Genomic DNA, 15457 nt, shown 5'->3' with positions numbered 1-15457 from the left:
CCCCGCGCACGACCCGGGAAAGAAGAAATGATGGATGCCAAGCCGCTGCGGGACGCCTACCGCGCGCTGTTGGACGCTGCCGCCACAGTGGCCGACTCCGGCGCCACGAGCCACGTCCCACCGGCTGGTGAATGGAACGCCGACCAGATTCTGGCGCACGTTGCCATCATCAACGCCACAACCATCGCCGCCGTTTCCGCAATCGCCTCGGGAGGCAACACCACGTACGACAACCGCATGGCACTCGACACATGGACCATTGAACGCGTCATTGCGCTCGCCGGCGGTAACACGGGGCTCCGGAACCGCATCCGTGCCCAAGGAGACGCTCTGTGCGCACTCGGCGGACCGGCCCTGAGCGAGGCCGAACTCGGCACACCGGTGCCCACGCGGCTCCTGTCCAACGGCACAGTCCTGGTTGACCAGCCCGTTCCGCTGAGGGACCTCATCACCGGACTCGCAGAAGTGGAATTGCCCGGCCATGCGGCACAGCTCCTGGCCCTGCTGCCGAACGGCGCCGAGGCCGAAGCCACACCGTGATCTCCCGGCCTATCGCGACGGACAGCCCGTAAAGACCCAGACGTTGACCCGGCGCCCGCGACACAGCGCGGGCGGCAGGTGCCAATTCGGCACTCTTGAAACAGGCCCCAGCCGTCCAGCCCATCACCCGCCCCACCCGCGGCCCCACCGCCCACATCAGCCGGCGAGATTTGCGCAGAACATCGACCCCGAAACCCGCATCTCCACGGCCGAACTGTCGTTATCCGAACGACGTTCAGGACGAACACGCCCAACGTCTTTTCAAGGGCGTCCGCTGCGCGGTCGCCGGGATGTAGTCGGTCCCCGGCTTCGGCCTCTTCGGCCGGCCCCGGGGACCGTCACCCGTTCCTGACCGCGCAGGCCGTTAGGGGAACGGGTGCCTTGTCACGGGTTGGTGCAGACGCCGGCCTTGAAACCAGGGTGCGGGTTGCCCTGCTGGCCGGGGATGCACTGCTTGCTGCCGGGACCGGGCTGGCCCGAGTCGGCGGCGGAGGCGACTCCGGCGGCGGCGAAGCTCAGGGCGGCAGCGGTCAGCACCGTTGCGGCGATCTTTTTGATCATGATGTCCTCCCTTCGTCGCGGGACGACATTCCACCGGCTCCATCGCGGGCGATGCTGCTGCCGGCCTCGGACCACTTCCGCAGCCACCATGCAACCCCGCCGAAACCGGCCGTTCGTCCCACGGACCGATATCAACAGATCCGAAGCTATGTTTGTGTTGGTAAATGGGAATACCAGTGGGGCTGAAGACACTCCTGATACAGGTATGTAAAGCTCCTGATCCGGACAGTTGTCTATGGTTTCGTCGGATTTCTGTTGCGAGGAGAAGACCTAGCCCGGCTGGCCGCCGGGCGCGCGATCTCTGCGGCCGGTCCAGGAGCCCGCCAGGGCGCCGGTGCCGAACACCACCCATTGACGTCCAAGGCCGTCATACGCGCCTGTACATGGGGGCTGACCAGGCCATGAACACATGGGGACGTCAAAGTGCCATCTGTATGTCCAGGCCACCCACACGCCGCCTTGAGACGACCCCAGGACCGCCAACTGCGCGGCCTTGTTCAAGACGCCCCGGTGCGCGGGTCGCTGGGTGGCCGCGCCCGGCTCTGCGCACGAGGGATGCCGCCCGTGCCGTCGCGCGGCCCGCGCCCAGCCTCCCCAGCCCAGACGGGGACGCTCACGAGAACGCACGGCAGCCCAGTCAGCGGTTCCTGCAGTTGAAGCATCCAGCCCGGCGTAAGGTTCGGACGCCCCGGCAGGGGCGGGTGTGATTTTCAGTGGTCTGCCGTCTGCGGCTTCCTCTCGTCCGGCTGGGGGAGGAGGTTCGGGGCGCAAGAGGGCTGGTCGTCATGCCGGTGATGATCGCCCGGCGTTCGTGGTCACGCCGGACGCCGCCGATGTTGGGGAGCTCCGGGGAGAAGCCTTCACGGCGGAAGCCGGGGCGGTGTGACGGTTCGTTGCCCGGCTGAACGTCCGCCTCGACACGGTGCAGCCCAAGGGGGCCGAACGCGTAGCGGGCGGTCAGGTCAACGTCCTCCGTCATGAAGCCGCGGCCCGTGCTGGGGCGAAGGCGGCGACGTCCAGCGCGGCGCGGTCGTACGGCCTGCGGACGATGCCGGTGAGCGTGGCGATCACGCGACCTCCCACAACGCCTCGGCTCCTGGCTCCGTTGTACGCGGACCGCTTTCGCCCAGGGCCCAGGTTGCCCGACGGCCGGTCATGAAACGCACTCCCCAGGCGGTCACCTCGGGGGAGCGGCTCCGGGGGCGGGCTCGGCGACCAGTTGGACAACGCCGCCCTGCTCGGCCGCCGGATGGGTGCTGACGGGAACCAGGGCGCCTTTGCTGATCGGGCCTGCCCGGGCGAACAGGTGGATCTCGGTGCGGGGCGGGCAGCGGACGTGCGCCGGGTCTAGCAGGCCACCAGCAGCACCCCGCCTGGCTCCCGCGCCGTCGAGGAACGGTGCGGGGCCTCTTCCGGGGGCTGGGGCCAGGTGATCTCTCCGGGTCAGGAGGTCAGGTGCTCCGCGAGGATCTTCAGGTGGGTGTCGCGGGCCTCGGCATGGCAGCGGCGTCCGGCCTCGGTGATCTCGACGAAGACGCCGCGGCGATCGTTCTCGCAGAGGCCGCGCTTGACGTAGCCGTGCTTCTCCAGGCGGGCGACCGTGCGGGACAGGGCGCTCTGGCTGAGGTACATCGCGGCGGCGATCTCCTGCATGCGGTGCTTCTCACAGTCGAGGTCGACAAGGCGGTCGAGCGTCTCGTACTCGCTCATGCTCAGGCCATGGGCGTCCTGCAGGGCGCGGTCCAGGGCGCACGCCACCGTGTTGTAGCAGGTCGCCAGCCCGCGCCATCGCGCGACCAGAGCAGCCTTCGCCTCCATGCCGCGGATCGTACCATGCGCACGCATCAGATGCACTCACATTAAATTCCTAAGAAATTAGTGCGTAGACATTTGATGCATATGCATGTACTGTCCTCCGACGTGACTATGACCGACACCTCACCTGCCTCCACCGTCCGTGTGCGGGGCGCCGAAGGCGCGCTGCCCGAACAGACCTGGACTCCCCGGCTGTGGGGGGTCCTCGCGGTCCTGTGCGCCGTGCTGTTCCTCGACGCCCTCGACGTCTCGATGGTGGGCGTCGCGCTGCCGTCGATCGGCGCTGAACTCGGCCTTTCCACCACATCACTGCAGTGGATCGTGAACGGCTACGTCCTCGGCTACGGCGGGCTGCTTCTTCTCGGCGGACGTACCGCCGACCTGCTCGGCCGCCGCCGGGTCTTTCTCGCCGCGCTGGCCGTGTTCGCGGTCGCGTCCCTGGTGGGCGGACTGATGAACGACGGTTCGATGCTGATCGTCACCCGTTTCGTCAAGGGACTGGCCGCCGCGTTCACCGCGCCCACCGCCCTGTCCATCCTGACCACGACCTTCCAGGAGGGGCCCGCGCGCAACCGGGCGCTGTCGGTGTTCTCCGTCTTCGGCGCCAGCGGCTACTCGTCCGGGCTGATCCTGGGCGGGCTGCTGACCGGCTTCGGATGGCGCTGGACGTTCCTGACGCCCGTCCCGCTCGCGGTCATCGCCCTGGTCGCGGGTGTCGCACTGATCCCTCGGGACAAGCCGGCGGCCGGTGGCGGCCATGACATCGTCGGCGCCGTGACGCTCACCGGCGGCATGCTGCTCGCGGTCTACACCGTGGTCTCGGCGCCCGACCGCGGCTGGCTGGCCCCCATCACACTCGGCTCCGTCGTGCTCGCGGCCGCCCTGCTGACCGGCTTCTTCGTCGCGGAGAACAAGGTGCGGCACCCGCTGATCCGGCTCGGCATCCTGCGGATCGGCTCCATCGTCCGCGCCAACCTGAGCATCATCGCGCTGTTCGGCTCGTACCTCAGTTTCCAGTTCATGATGACGCTCTACCTGCAGGACGTCCTGCACTGGTCGCCGCTGGAGATGGCCATGGGGCTGCTTCCCGCCGGACTGCTCGTCGCCTTCGGATCCCCCTTCGTCGGACGCCTGATCGACCGATACGGGACGCCCCGCCTGATCATCAGCTCCATGACGTCCCTCACCCTCGGCTACGGCTGGTTCCTGGCCGCGGCCGGGAACGCCCCGCACTACGTGGTCACGATCCTGCCGACGATGCTCTTGCTGGGCGGCGGGTTCGCGTTCGGGTTCAGTTCGATCATGGCGCAGGCCACCGACGGAATCGACGACTCCGAGCAGGGACTGGCCTCCGGCCTCGTCCAGACCTCGGGACAGGTCGGCGCCGCCCTCGTCCTGGCCGTGGTCACCGCGCTCGTCGCGGGTGGAACGACCGCCGGCGGCGGCTTCGCGGAGTTCCACCCGGGCGTCAACCTGGTCAGTGCCGTTGCCGTGGTGGGTCTGGCACTCAACCTGATCCCGCTCCTGCACCGCCGCCCGAAGCAAAGCTGACCTCCTTCGACTACGCGGGGGCTGCCTCCCAGAGGCGGCCCCCGCCTCAGCTGCACCACCCGCCGCCGGGGTTACTTGGGGCGTTTCCAGAAGGGGCGGCGGGGTGGGGACTCTCCGGTGAAGTCGGCCAGAACCTCCAGGGTGCGGGTCCATTGGTCGTTGATGGTGGCCCGGTCCGAGGTGGGCTGGAGGCGGCGTAGATCGTCGCGGAGGGCGGCCAGGGGAGCGACGTCCAGGAACTGCGCCTCCATGCGCTGGACGATCGACTCCAGGATCGGGAGGAGTTCGCCCAGCAGATGGTGGAGCCGCTGGTCGTCGGGGACCTGGCGAAGGCGGTTGAGGACGTTCGCCAGTTCCTGCTGGAACCCGGTGAGGGCGGGAGCGCGGCGGGACCGTCGCGAGGCGGGGTCCCTGCCGGTGGATCTGCCGAAGGGCCTACCGGAGACTCCGGCGCCGGCCGGTGGCGCGCCGTAGGGGGCGGCGCTCTTTGGCGGCGGGCCTGCGGGGGCGGGCATGCCACCGATGGGCATGCCGCCGGTGACCGTTGGGGGTGCGAAGGGTTCCGGGGCGGCCGCGAATGCGGCGGGTACGGCTCTCGGGACCGCCGTGGGCGGCGTCCAGCCGCGGGGGGATTCGACCGGCTGGACGACCTGGTGCGGGGTGCCGCCCTCGGCGACCACCCGGCTGTCCACGGCCACGAACGCGGTGAAGCGGCACAGGACGCCGAAGCGGAGAGAGGTTTCGATGATGCGCTGTTCCAGGTCGTCGGGGCCGCCGACCGTGTAGCGGTCTTCGAGGTCGCGCAGATGGGCGCGGGCCCAGATGGACGTGGCGGCGGGATCCTTGGAGACGATGCCGGTGGCGTGCTGTTCCCATGGCGTCCCGCTGGACGCGGTGCCGCGGATGGCGATCGTGCCGGACGGGTCACCATGGAACCGCCCCGCGATCGTCAGGGGCACGCCGGGGAAGAGGGCGCCCAGCCGGGCCGGGGCCATGGTGCCGGGGACGATCTCCAGCCCGTCGGCGTGCAGGGACAGGTCGGTCGCGAGCGGGGCGGCGATCCGGTGGTGGATGTGCTCCATCGCCTCGTCGAGGCGATCCTCGGATTCGACCAGTTCGCAGCGGCCTTGGCCGATGGAGGCGAGGCGGTTCAGGAAGCCGGCGTTGACGGCCTGGTCGATGCCCACCGTGTGGACGCGGACACCGTGGAGCCGAGGTTCCAGGTGGGCGAGGAGATGGTCTTCGTTGCCGACCTGGCCGTCGGTGATGAGAACGAGCACGCGGTCACGCGCGGAGTCGGCGAGCAGCCGGCAGCCCTCATCGAGCGGGGCGAGCATCTCCGTGCCGCCGCGCGCGTTCAGCGCGGCAAGGTGCTCCACGGCGCGGAACCGGTTGCGGTCGGTGCCGTCGACCAGGCCGGTGCCGAGGTCGCGGGGGCGTTCGATGACGTTGTCGAAGGACAGGACGGCGAACCGGTCCTCGCCGCGGAGCGTGTCGACGATGCGGGCGGCTGCGCGGCGGGCCGCGACCATCTTCCAGCCGTGCATGCTGCCGGAACGGTCAAGGACGAGGACGACGTCGCGGGGGTTCGGCCTGGCCTCCCCGGACGGCAGGACGGTCAGGCTGAACGTTCCCTCTTCGCCCGACTCGTCCGGGATCAGGGACAGGGCCGCGCTCTCGCGCGGGGCGAAGTCCAGGCGGAGGATGAAGTCGCGGTCGAGTCGCTCACCCGGCTGCAGGCGCACGGTGGTGCGCTCGCCTTCGCCCTCTTCGCTCACCACGTGCAGGGCCGAGCGGATCTGGGTCAGTGGCAGCCCGGCGGGGTCGATGTCGACGGAGACGGCGAGGCGCACCGGGTTGGGGAAACCGGGCAGGAGGACGGGCGGGCTGATCCGGGACGCGTCCGGTACGGCGTCGGTGTCGTCGGCCACCCCGGGGCCGGCGCGTTCCCCGTCCAAGGGGTTGCCCGGGATGTAGCGGGGGGCGACCACGAGCGGGAAACGGAATGTCGCGCTGGAGGCCGACTCGTGCGGCAACGGCTGGTTGAGCGCCAGCCTGATGGTCACTCGTTCGCCGGGCAGGATGTTGCCGACCCGCATGCTGAACACGTCCGGGCGGTCTTCCTCGGCGATCGCGGCGCGGCGGCCTTCGGCGATGGCGGCGTCGTAGTCCTGGCGCGCCTGTCCGCGCTCTTTCAGCGTGCCTTCGATGACGCGGTCTGCCGCCTCCATGCGCAACGCGGTGACGGCGGCGCGGTCGGGCAGAGGGAAGATGTAGGTGGCCTCAAGCGGCGTGTCGAACGGGTTGCGGAAGCCTTGGACGACCTCGATTCCGGCGGCGAGACCCGTGATGGACGCGTGGACGTCGACGGAGTCGAGCGGCAGGTTTCCCTTGTCGGTGGTGAGTGCGCCGAGCCCGCGGTCGGGTGCCGGGGGTTCGGTCTCGGGTAGCGGCAGAATGCGCACGGTCACTGGAACCTCCGGGAGTGATCGGCGGACGGAGAGTCGGGGCTTTCGGCGAGGGTGAGAAGACCGCGCCGGTGCAGCTCGTCGAGCAGGGGACGTGCGGCGGTCTCGATGGCGGCGAGGTCGTCGCCGCTCAGGGTGGGGCCGTCGAGCAGAACGGTGAGGCCCGGAGCCAGCCGAACCCCTTGGAGCACCGAGGGGAGCGGCCGGCCGTAATCGCTGACGACGGCTGCCCGGCTGTAGGACACGTCGGGTCTGGTGCGCCAGAAGTCGGTCTGTTCGTGGTCTCCTTCGCCGTCTGCTGAACCGGTCGGTGCTCTGCTGGGTTCTGCCGTGCGAGCGCTGCCGGCTGCGGGGCGCGGGGGAGCCGCCCGCCCGGCATTCCCGGCGGCGGATTCTTCCGGTTCTTCCGGCGACCGTGGTGCGGTGGTTCCCCGCGTTCGGCTCGGCTCGGGTCGGCCGCTTTCAAAGGGCGCCGGGTGCGCGGAGGCCGTTGGCGCGGTGGCGCCGCCGGCGGGGAGGTCGGCTATCCGGGCGAGGGTTTCGTCGGGGGCGGCGGCGAGTTCCATCTGGATCTCCGCGATCGAGTGGCCCGCGGCCTGGCGGCGTTTCACCGCGACGAGCTGGAGAAGGTGGCGCGGCCCGTACAGGGCGTTGCGGCCACGGCGGCCGAGGGGCGGGTCGACCAGGCCGATGGTGGTGTACCAGCGGATCAGCCGCTCGTTGGGGAGATCGCGCACCCGCCCGCTGACCTGTGCGGCTCCGTCCGCCGTGAGGGCGGTGGCGGCGCGTGCCGCCAGCTCGCCGATCGTCCAGGTCTCGTCCATGGCTCGATGATGACACTGTCACGATGACAGTGTCAAGTTCGAACGAAGATCGACTCTGGAGATCCTCGGCGGCTCCGTGCCGGCGGCGGACCTCGATCACCCGGCGGACGGCCTTGCGGTGCGAGTGGGCGACCTTATGCGCCATTACGGCAGAGCCGTTATTCATGTCGCCGTTCAGGTCGCGGCAACGAGGCGTCGAACGGCTGTTCCCGCGATGGTGAAAATGGTCCTCTCGTGGCGAGAGGAGAAATATGTTCCACTCACGCTACGTCTCCACTTGATCGCTCATTGTGATGTCTTCCTGGTCGCATCAGGCATCTGATACTTACAGTATCTCGGTCAAATCAAACAAAGCTCCTAAATGGGACATTTGCCCAGAGCTTGCTGGATAGCGCTAGGAATGGTGGCCGGCGTTGGATTTGGATCTTCTGAATTGGTCTGTAAAGAGCGACCAGAGCCTTTAGGTTTTTCCGGTATGAACGACCGACTCCTGGTCGAGGCGCTGCGCGAGCGCGCTCTCGGCGCCCCGGCCGCGGTGTACGACGCCCATGCCCGCGGGCTCTACGCGTACTGCTGGTTCCGGTTGCGGTGCCGTGACGCGGCGCAGGTCGCCTTACGCGACACCTTCATCGTGGCCGAGGCGCACGTCGGCAGGCTGCGCGACCCCGACCGTTTCAGGACATGGCTCTACGCCATTGCGCGGCTGGAGTGCACACGGCGTCAGTCGCCTCGCACCAAGACACCGGACGTGCCGGTCGCCCACCACGACCAGGAGGACGTAGAGCGGCGCATAACGGCATGGCAGGCGGTTTCGGCGTTACGTCCGATCTCGCGGGAGATTCTGGATCTGAGGGTCAGGCGCCGGCTGTCGGTTCCCGACCTGGCGGCCGTGCTCGGCATATCGCTGCAGGAAGCCCAAGAGGCTCTGGACCTCGCGCACCGCGAACTCGCCGAGACCTTAACGGCGGAGATACTCGCGCAGCAGGGGCCCTATGGTTGCCCCGAGCGTGCGCTGCTGCTGAGGGAACGGCGTGGTGAGCTCACTCACGACCTCAGCGGGCGGCTGACGGAGCATGCGAGATCGTGTTCGGTCTGTGGACCTTTCCGACTCCGGTCTGTGTCGGCCCAGAAGGTGTATGGGCTGCTACCAGAAGTGCATCCGCCGGCGGATCTGCGGCTACGCGTGATGAGTTGCTTCCTGGATCCCGAACTGGTCGGCTACAGGCTCTTCGCGGCCACCAGGGTCGCCGAGTTCACACCCAAAGGTTTCCCCATTCAGTCCGTACGGTCCGGGCAGCAGGCGCGTCCAGGCCGATTCTCAGGGATCGGTCGCTTCCGCAGAGCCCCTTCCGCGAGCGTGGCAGGTCTCGGCGCTTCGGTCATCCGTGCCACGACGGTGCTGGCGGTGGTGGGGCTTCTGTCCGGGGGCGGGGTCGCCTCCATGTACGGGTTCGTGGGCACCGGCCGGAATCCCGCAGAAGGGGGTGCCGACGCACACCCCACGGCGGTTCCGGGCGTCTCGCAGATGCCGAAGTCCGGACGGCCGTCCGCAACTCATACGGATGGGCCGGGGACCCTTCAGTCCGCTCCTGTCTCCGCCACGTTCCCGCTCGGCGCGCGCGCCTCATCCGCCCCCCTGGCCGCTGTGCCCCTGCTGTCTCCAGACCCCGATTCCGGAACAGAGCCGATCGTGGCGGCCCCATGCGTCCTGACGGTTTCGCCGCTCTACCTGGACATGGCAGGAAGCTCGGACGGCTCCGTAGACCTGCGTGCGGGAGACGGAACAGTGGCCTGGCAGGCAAAGACTCGGGGCCCGATACGAGTTCAGCCGTCCTACGGACATCTTCAACCCGGCCAGAACGTGACCGTGCGCGTTCATGTCTCCCGGCAGGGGAACGCACGCGGGAGCGGCCTCATCACGTTCCGGCCTTGCGGACCCCAAGTGCAGGTGACCTGGCGGCAGAACGCGCCTGATCCGGAGCCGACGCCTACGCCGACGGGTTCCGCCCCAGCGAGTCCGACCACGACCCCCGGAACCCAACCCCCGGACACCACCCACCCCGCACCGTCGTCGGCTCCTGTGACATCACCGTCCTCAAGCACCGAGCCGGAGCCGACACCGTCCCCCACAGGGCGATCATCGGGGAGCACCTATTCCAGCCCGGCCCCGGCGACCACCGGATAACGGCGAGTGGCGGAGGCCGGCCGGATGAAGGCGAACCCCTATGGACGGCGAGAACCCTTCCGCACGACGTCCTGTGTGTGCGGAAGGGTTCCTCGCGAGACGTGTCGCATGGGCGATGGGGAGCGGATCAGCGCCGTCCGCGACTCCCTGCCCCGGCCTGGGCGCGGCCCACCGGCCGGTCGGCCGACCGGTCATGGGGACGGTGTCAGTGACCGCCCTGGTCGGCCGCGCGCTTGAGGGAACGCTCGATCTCCTGCTCGGCCTCGACACGCCCCACCCAGCTGGCGCCCTCGACCGACTTGCCGGGCTCCAGGTCTTTGTAGACCTCGAAGAAATGCTGGATCTCCAGCCGGTCGAACTCGGCGACGTGATGGATGTCGCGGAGGTGCTCCATGCGCGGGTCGGTGGCGGGGACGCACAGGACCTTGTCGTCACCACCGGCCTCGTCGGTCATCCGGAACATGCCCACCGCGCGGCAGCGGATGAGGCAGCCGGGGAAGGTCGGCTCCTGCAGCAGGACGAGCGCGTCCAGCGGGTCGCCGTCCTCCCCTAGGGTGTCCTCGATGAATCCGTAGTCGGCCGGGTACTGCGTCGCGGTGAACAGCATGCGGTCGAGGCGGATGCGTCCGGTCTCGTGGTCCACCTCGTACTTGTTCCGCTGGCCCTTCGGGATCTCAATGGTGACGTCGAAATCCAAGATGTCCTCCGCTCCCTGCGCGCGCGCAGTGAATAGTCTTTCGGGAGCCCGTGGGCGAGGCCGGCCCCACAGGACGAGTATTCCCTCGTATAAGGATGTCGCACGTTGGTGAGTGCTGAGTGGGAGAGGGGCGGTCACGTGCCTGGACGGGCCCGAACCCTCGTGATCCTGTCGCTGTCCCTCCTTAACGTTTTCACCGCCGCCGCGGGGCTGGCAGTGGTGAAACTCACACCTGCCCGGCATCTGTCCCCGCAGCCGCCGAGCGTGGCGGCGCGTGACCTCGTGCGCGCCCCCGCCACGTCGACCGTGGTCCCCGCCGCCGATGCCGGATCGGGCCGCCCGCCGAACCCGTCCGTCCTGGCGGGACGGCTCTCGGCGCTGATCGGCGGCCCGAAGGCGAAGATCAACGCAGTGGTGATCGACGCGGAGACGCGGCGGCCCCTCTACGAGCTGCGCGCCGACCGGCCCGCCACCCCGGCCTCGACGACGAAACTGGCGACGTCGGTGGCGGCGCTGGCCTCGGTCGGCCCCGCGCACCGGATCACCACCCAGGTCGTGCGCGGTACCGGAGGCGGAATCGTACTGATCGGAGGCGGGGATCCTACCCTGACGGCACTTCCGTCGCGTCCAGGGGCCGGCCGGCCGCCTTATGCGTCGCTATTGGATCTGGCCCATCAGACGGCTGCGGCGCTGAAGGCATCGGGGGTGCGCCAGGTACGTGTGGACTACGACGTGTCCGCGTACCAGGGGCCTCGCACGGCCGCCGGGTGGAAACCCAATTACCTGCCGGACGGCGAGGTCGCCCCTGTTACCGCCCTAGCCGTCGATGAGGGGCGCGTCTCACCGTTGGACCCGACCAGGAAGGCGCGGATTGCCGATCCACCCGCCTCTGCGGCGAGGCAGTTCGCGCGTTTGTTGTCCAGGGACGGAGTGAGCGCGAGGCCAGGACGGATGACTGTCGCGCCGAAGGAGGCGGCTCGGCTCGGTGCCGTCCAATCGCCGCCCATGTCCGCGCTGGTGGAGCATTTGCTGACTGATAGTGACAACGACGTTGCCGAGGCGGTGGCCCGCCAGGTCGCCATCAAGCTGGGGCGTCCGGCGACGTTCGCGGACGCGGCGCAAGCCGTCCGGCAGGTTCTCGCCAGGCTCGGTGTTGCGGAAGGCGTGTCGGTCAACGACGGCAGTGGGTTGTCGCCGCGCAACCGGATCTCGCCGCTCGCGCTTGCCCGCATCGTCTCGCTCGCGGCCGGTGAGAAACATCCGAAGCTGCGTTCGGCCATCACCGGGCTGCCCGTCGCCGGGTTCTCCGGGACGTTGAGGCCGCCGCGCTACACCGTCGCGGCCAGTCAGGCGGGTGCGGGGATGGTTCGTGCCAAGACCGGCACTCTGGCGGGTGTCAGCACGCTGGCCGGGCTCGCGTACGACGCGGATGGACGGCTGCTGGCGTTCGCGTTCATGGCGGGGGATGGGAAGGGACCGGTGGATCCGGGGAAGCTCGACCAACTCGCAGCGGCCGTCGCCGGGTGCGGCTGCGGCTGATTTTCGGTTATCCCCAGAATCTCGTTCTACTGCGGTGGGGCGGCGGGGATGGCGAGGGTGGAGGGGTACGGTCCGCCCCCGGGTGGGCGGGGCCTGTTTTTTTGGCGCCTGGCTTCGGCGGGACGTGTATGGGCCGGTGGCGGGTGTGGGCGGGGCTGTACGGGAGATAACCAGAACGGTCGTTCGTTGAACGACCTAGTAGGGGCGCCTCGGCGCCGCGTCCGAAACGTACGGTGGAGTACATGAGCGCCTCAATGATCGACTGGAACGTGGCCGTTCAGGCCGGAACCCGGCTCGTCCGGCCGGGACCGCAGGTCAGCTATGACGAGGCCCGCGAGGTCGTGAAGGAGCTGCGCGAGCTGTCGAAGGTCGCCCACGGGCACGTGCGCGACTTCACCGGCATGGCGTCGGAACTCGATCCCGACCCGGCGACGGTTGTGGACAGGCCCGGCTGGATCCGTGCCAACGTGGACGGCTTCCGCGTGGTGCTGGAGCCGCTCATGGAGCAGATGTCCGAGCGGCGGAGCCCCGGCCCCTTCGGCGGTGCGGGCGACGTGGTCATCCAGGCGGTCGGTTCCCGCGTGACGGGGATGCAGGTGGGCGCGATCCTCGCCTACATGGCAAGCCGTGTCCTCGGGCAGTACGAGCTGTTCTTGCCGCCGGACCCGTCGGGGCGTGCTTCGACCGGGCGGCTGACCTTGGTGGCGCCCAACATTGTCCATGTCGAGCATGAGCTCGGTGTGGAGACGCGTGACTTCCGTCTCTGGGTGTGCCTGCACGAGGAGACGCATCGCGCCCAGTTCACCGGCGTCCCTTGGCTGCGTGAATACGTCCAGGACCAGATGACCAAGTTCCTGCTCGCGTCGGACCTCGACCCCGGTGCGATGCTGGACCGCCTCCGGGACGCGGCCGAGGCGGTGGCGGACGCGGTGCGCGGCGGCGACTCCAATCTCATCGACGCGATCCAGAGCCCGGAACAGCGCGAGATCCTCGACCGGTTGACCGCGGTGATGACGCTGGTGGAGGGCCACGGCGACTACGTCATGGACGCGGTCGGCCCGGACGTCGTCCCGTCCGTGCAACAGATCAGGGCCCGGTTCCAGGGGCGGCGTGAAGGCGGCTCCAAGCTCGACAAGACGATCCGGCGCCTGCTCGGCATCGACCTCAAGATGAAGCAGTACGCGGAGGGATCGCGGTTCGTCCGCCGGGTCGTCGCCGAAGCGGGCATGAGCGGCTTCAACCAGATTTGGCAGTCGCCGGAGACGCTCCCCACGCACGACGAGATCAAGGAGCCGGTGCGCTGGATGAGCCGGGTCCTCGGCCCCAGGGCCATCGACGCGCCGCCCAAGGCCAACGAAGCCTGAGCCGGGCTAGGGCGGATGCGCGGCCCCGCAAGGTGGTAGACGTGTGCCATGGGGCCTGATCCGGCGGTGGCGGCGGTACGTCTCGCGGTGCGGCGCGTACTCGCCGGTCTGCCGCGGGGCGCGATGGTGCTCGCCGCGTGCAGCGGAGGCGCCGACTCCCTGGCGCTCGCCGGGGCGCTCACCTTCGAGGCGCCCAGGGCGGGCCGTCCCGCCGGTGGCATCACGATCGACCACGGTCTCCAGGACGGTTCGGCCGAGCGCGCCGACGCCGTGGTCCGCACCATGGCGGGCCTTGGCCTGGACCCATCGGGATCGATCGCGGTCACCGTCGATGGGCCGGGAGGCCCGGAGAACGCCGCCCGCGAAGCGCGCTATGCGGCTCTCAGCGAAGCGGCGGGCAGGCTGAAGGCCGCAGCCGTCCTCCTCGGCCATACCCAGGACGACCAGGCCGAGACCGTCCTGCTGGGGTTGGCGCGTGGTTCCGGCGCCCGCTCGCTGGCCGGTATGCCGCCCGAGTTCAGGCGGCAGAACGTCCTCTATCTGAGACCCCTTCTGGGCCTCGACCGCGCCACCACACGCCGGGCCTGTACGGCGATGGGGCTGGACCCCTGGGACGACCCCCACAACGTCGACCACGCCTATGCGCGTGTGCGCGTACGGCACGAAGCCCTCCCGGTCCTGGAGAAGACCCTGGGCCCGGGTGTGGCCGAGGCATTGGCCCGTACGGCCAGGATGCTCCGTGACGATGCCGACGCCCTTGACGACCTCGCCGCTCGCGCTTACACCGATCTGGAGGCTCCGGAAGACGGCTACAGCGTCGCCATCGGGCTGGAGGGGCTCGAAGACCTGCCCAGAGCCGTCCGGACCAGGGTCGTGAGGATGGCCGCGGTGAAGGCCGGCAGCCCACCGGGTACGCTCGCGGCGGTTCATGTCGATGCGGTGGACCGGCTGGTCACGGCCTGGCACGGCCAGCGGCACGTGGATCTGCCCGGGGGGCTACGAGCCGTCCGGCGGTCCGGGAAGCTGCTGTTCGGCCCGGCGTGACCTCGCGACGTGTGCGCGTCGTCACGCGACGCGTCCGTCGTGCGCGGCGCGGATACGGCGCGTGCGACGGTGTCCATCCCACGTCCGTCCCACCGGGCGGGCGGGGGCTGAGCGAACAAGGGTGGGATTGTGGACGAGAAGGACCTGGGCGCCGAGCTGGCGAAGGTGCTGATCCCCGAGGATGATCTGCAGGCCAAGGTGCGGGAGCTCGCCGGGCAGGTCGACGCCGACTACGCGGGCAAGGACCTGCTGCTCGTCGGGGTCCTCAAGGGCGCCGTCATGATCATGGCGGATCTGGCGCGGGCACTGCACACGCCCGCCTCGATGGACTGGATGGCGGTGTCCTCGTACGGCTCGGGCACGAAGTCGTCCGGCGTCGTGCGCATCCTCAAGGACCTCGACACCGACATCCTCGACCGGCACGTCCTGATCGTGGAGGACATCGTCGACTCGGGCCTGACCCTGTCGTGGCTGGTGAGCAACCTGCGTTCGCGTGGCCCCGCCTCACTGGAGATCTGCGCGCTGCTGCGCAAGCCGGAGGCGGTCAAGGCCGACCTCGACGTGAAGTACATCGGGTTCGACATCCCCAGCGAGTTCGTCATCGGGTACGGGCTCGACTACGCGGAGAAGTACCGGAACCTGCCGTTCGTGGGGACGCTCGCCCCGCACGTGCATGGCGGTGACGGGGCCTGACCGTCCGGCCGGGCCCGTCCGGCGGCCGGGTCCGGCCGTCCTGCACCGGCCTGAACCCGGAGGGAGCCGTGCTGGTCACAGCCTTGCAAAGTGCTTCAGGGAACAAGAGACCGTGACGAATCGTTGCAAAGGTCGTTGACAGGTATATGGAAGGGATGCGGGAGGACGCGTCGGCT

12 protein-coding genes are annotated in these 15457 nt (G+C 69.3%); 6 read left to right on the top strand and 6 right to left on the bottom strand.

Features of this window, described 5'->3' with window-relative positions; genetic code table 11:
* The first annotated feature begins 27 nt into the window (after nucleotides 1-27).
* Nucleotides 28-540, top strand: coding sequence for a hypothetical protein (locus tag AF1_RS01135; protein ID WP_207393956.1), 513 nt, complete (start codon nucleotides 28-30; stop codon nucleotides 538-540).
* A gap of 384 nt (nucleotides 541-924) precedes the next feature.
* Here AF1_RS01135 and AF1_RS33980 read toward each other — a convergent pair whose 3' ends face one another.
* From AF1_RS33980 to AF1_RS01130, 3 genes are all read right to left on the bottom strand, one after another.
* Complete coding sequence (locus AF1_RS33980) at nucleotides 925-1101, bottom strand: hypothetical protein (protein ID WP_157419123.1); 177 nt, start codon at nucleotides 1099-1101, stop codon at nucleotides 925-927.
* 637 nt (nucleotides 1102-1738) lie between these two features.
* Entirely contained in the window at nucleotides 1739-2080 is a 342-nt protein-coding gene (locus tag AF1_RS36950) for a GNAT family N-acetyltransferase (RefSeq protein ID WP_407642184.1), read from the bottom strand.
* Nucleotides 2081-2544: 464 nt separating this feature from the next.
* The gene (locus AF1_RS01130) at nucleotides 2545-2919 is read right to left on the bottom strand and encodes a MarR family winged helix-turn-helix transcriptional regulator (protein WP_067792511.1); all 375 of its coding nucleotides are present in this window, start codon (nucleotides 2917-2919) and stop codon (nucleotides 2545-2547) included.
* 108 nt (nucleotides 2920-3027) lie between these two features.
* Between AF1_RS01130 and AF1_RS01125 the strand changes: the two genes are divergently transcribed.
* Nucleotides 3028-4467, top strand: coding sequence for an MFS transporter (locus AF1_RS01125; protein WP_067792506.1), 1440 nt, complete (start codon nucleotides 3028-3030; stop codon nucleotides 4465-4467).
* Nucleotides 4468-4538: 71 nt separating this feature from the next.
* Here the strand turns inward: AF1_RS01125 and AF1_RS01120 are convergent, their stop codons facing one another.
* From AF1_RS01120 to AF1_RS01110, 3 genes are all read right to left on the bottom strand, one after another.
* The gene (locus AF1_RS01120; RefSeq protein WP_067792503.1) at nucleotides 4539-6938 is read right to left on the bottom strand and encodes a VIT domain-containing protein; all 2400 of its coding nucleotides are present in this window, start codon (nucleotides 6936-6938) and stop codon (nucleotides 4539-4541) included.
* A complete protein-coding gene (locus AF1_RS01115; RefSeq protein ID WP_067792499.1) occupies nucleotides 6935-7759 on the bottom strand; it encodes a helix-turn-helix domain-containing protein in 825 nt (274 codons plus the stop codon). Before AF1_RS01115 ends, AF1_RS01120 begins: the two co-directional genes overlap by 4 nt.
* Nucleotides 7760-10149: 2390 nt before the next feature.
* The gene (locus tag AF1_RS01110) at nucleotides 10150-10641 is read right to left on the bottom strand and encodes an inorganic diphosphatase (protein ID WP_067792496.1); all 492 of its coding nucleotides are present in this window, start codon (nucleotides 10639-10641) and stop codon (nucleotides 10150-10152) included.
* 162 nt (nucleotides 10642-10803) lie between these two features.
* Between AF1_RS01110 and dacB the strand changes: the two genes are divergently transcribed.
* From dacB to hpt, 4 genes are all read left to right on the top strand, one after another.
* Nucleotides 10804-12180, top strand: coding sequence for a D-alanyl-D-alanine carboxypeptidase/D-alanyl-D-alanine endopeptidase (dacB, locus tag AF1_RS01105; RefSeq protein WP_242608627.1), 1377 nt, complete (start codon nucleotides 10804-10806; stop codon nucleotides 12178-12180).
* 254 nt (nucleotides 12181-12434) lie between these two features.
* Nucleotides 12435-13544, top strand: coding sequence for a zinc-dependent metalloprotease (locus AF1_RS01100; protein WP_067792493.1), 1110 nt, complete (start codon nucleotides 12435-12437; stop codon nucleotides 13542-13544).
* A gap of 48 nt (nucleotides 13545-13592) precedes the next feature.
* Nucleotides 13593-14588, top strand: a complete 996-nt coding sequence (gene tilS / locus AF1_RS01095; RefSeq protein ID WP_067792490.1) for a tRNA lysidine(34) synthetase TilS — start codon at nucleotides 13593-13595, stop codon at nucleotides 14586-14588.
* A 129-nt stretch (nucleotides 14589-14717) separates the two neighbouring features.
* A complete protein-coding gene (gene hpt / locus AF1_RS01090; protein ID WP_067792487.1) occupies nucleotides 14718-15281 on the top strand; it encodes a hypoxanthine phosphoribosyltransferase in 564 nt (187 codons plus the stop codon).
* Nucleotides 15282-15457 lie beyond the last annotated feature (176 nt).

This window comes from Actinomadura formosensis NBRC 14204, from assembly GCF_001552155.1.
Taxonomy (GTDB): domain Bacteria; phylum Actinomycetota; class Actinomycetes; order Streptosporangiales; family Streptosporangiaceae; genus Spirillospora; species Spirillospora formosensis.
The sequence above is the reverse complement of the archived record's forward strand: the minus strand, read 5'-3'. Positions and strand labels throughout refer to the sequence as shown.

Bases quoted from the DNA above. Each gene is read 5' to 3' on its own strand.
- AF1_RS01100 (WP_067792493.1), top strand. From the start codon at position 12,435: ATGATCGACTGGAACGTGGCCGTTCAGGCCGGAACCCGGCTCGTCCGG.
- AF1_RS01125 (WP_067792506.1), top strand. From the start codon at position 3,028: ATGACCGACACCTCACCTGCCTCCACCGTCCGTGTGCGGGGCGCCGAA.
- AF1_RS33980 (WP_157419123.1), bottom strand. From the start codon at position 1,101: ATGATCAAAAAGATCGCCGCAACGGTGCTGACCGCTGCCGCCCTGAGC.
- AF1_RS01115 (WP_067792499.1), bottom strand. From the start codon at position 7,759: ATGGACGAGACCTGGACGATCGGCGAGCTGGCGGCACGCGCCGCCACC.
- AF1_RS01130 (WP_067792511.1), bottom strand. From the start codon at position 2,919: ATGGAGGCGAAGGCTGCTCTGGTCGCGCGATGGCGCGGGCTGGCGACC.
- tilS (WP_067792490.1), top strand. From the start codon at position 13,593: ATGGGGCCTGATCCGGCGGTGGCGGCGGTACGTCTCGCGGTGCGGCGC.
- AF1_RS36950 (WP_407642184.1), bottom strand. From the start codon at position 2,080: ATGACGGAGGACGTTGACCTGACCGCCCGCTACGCGTTCGGCCCCCTT.
- AF1_RS01135 (WP_207393956.1), top strand. From the start codon at position 28: ATGATGGATGCCAAGCCGCTGCGGGACGCCTACCGCGCGCTGTTGGAC.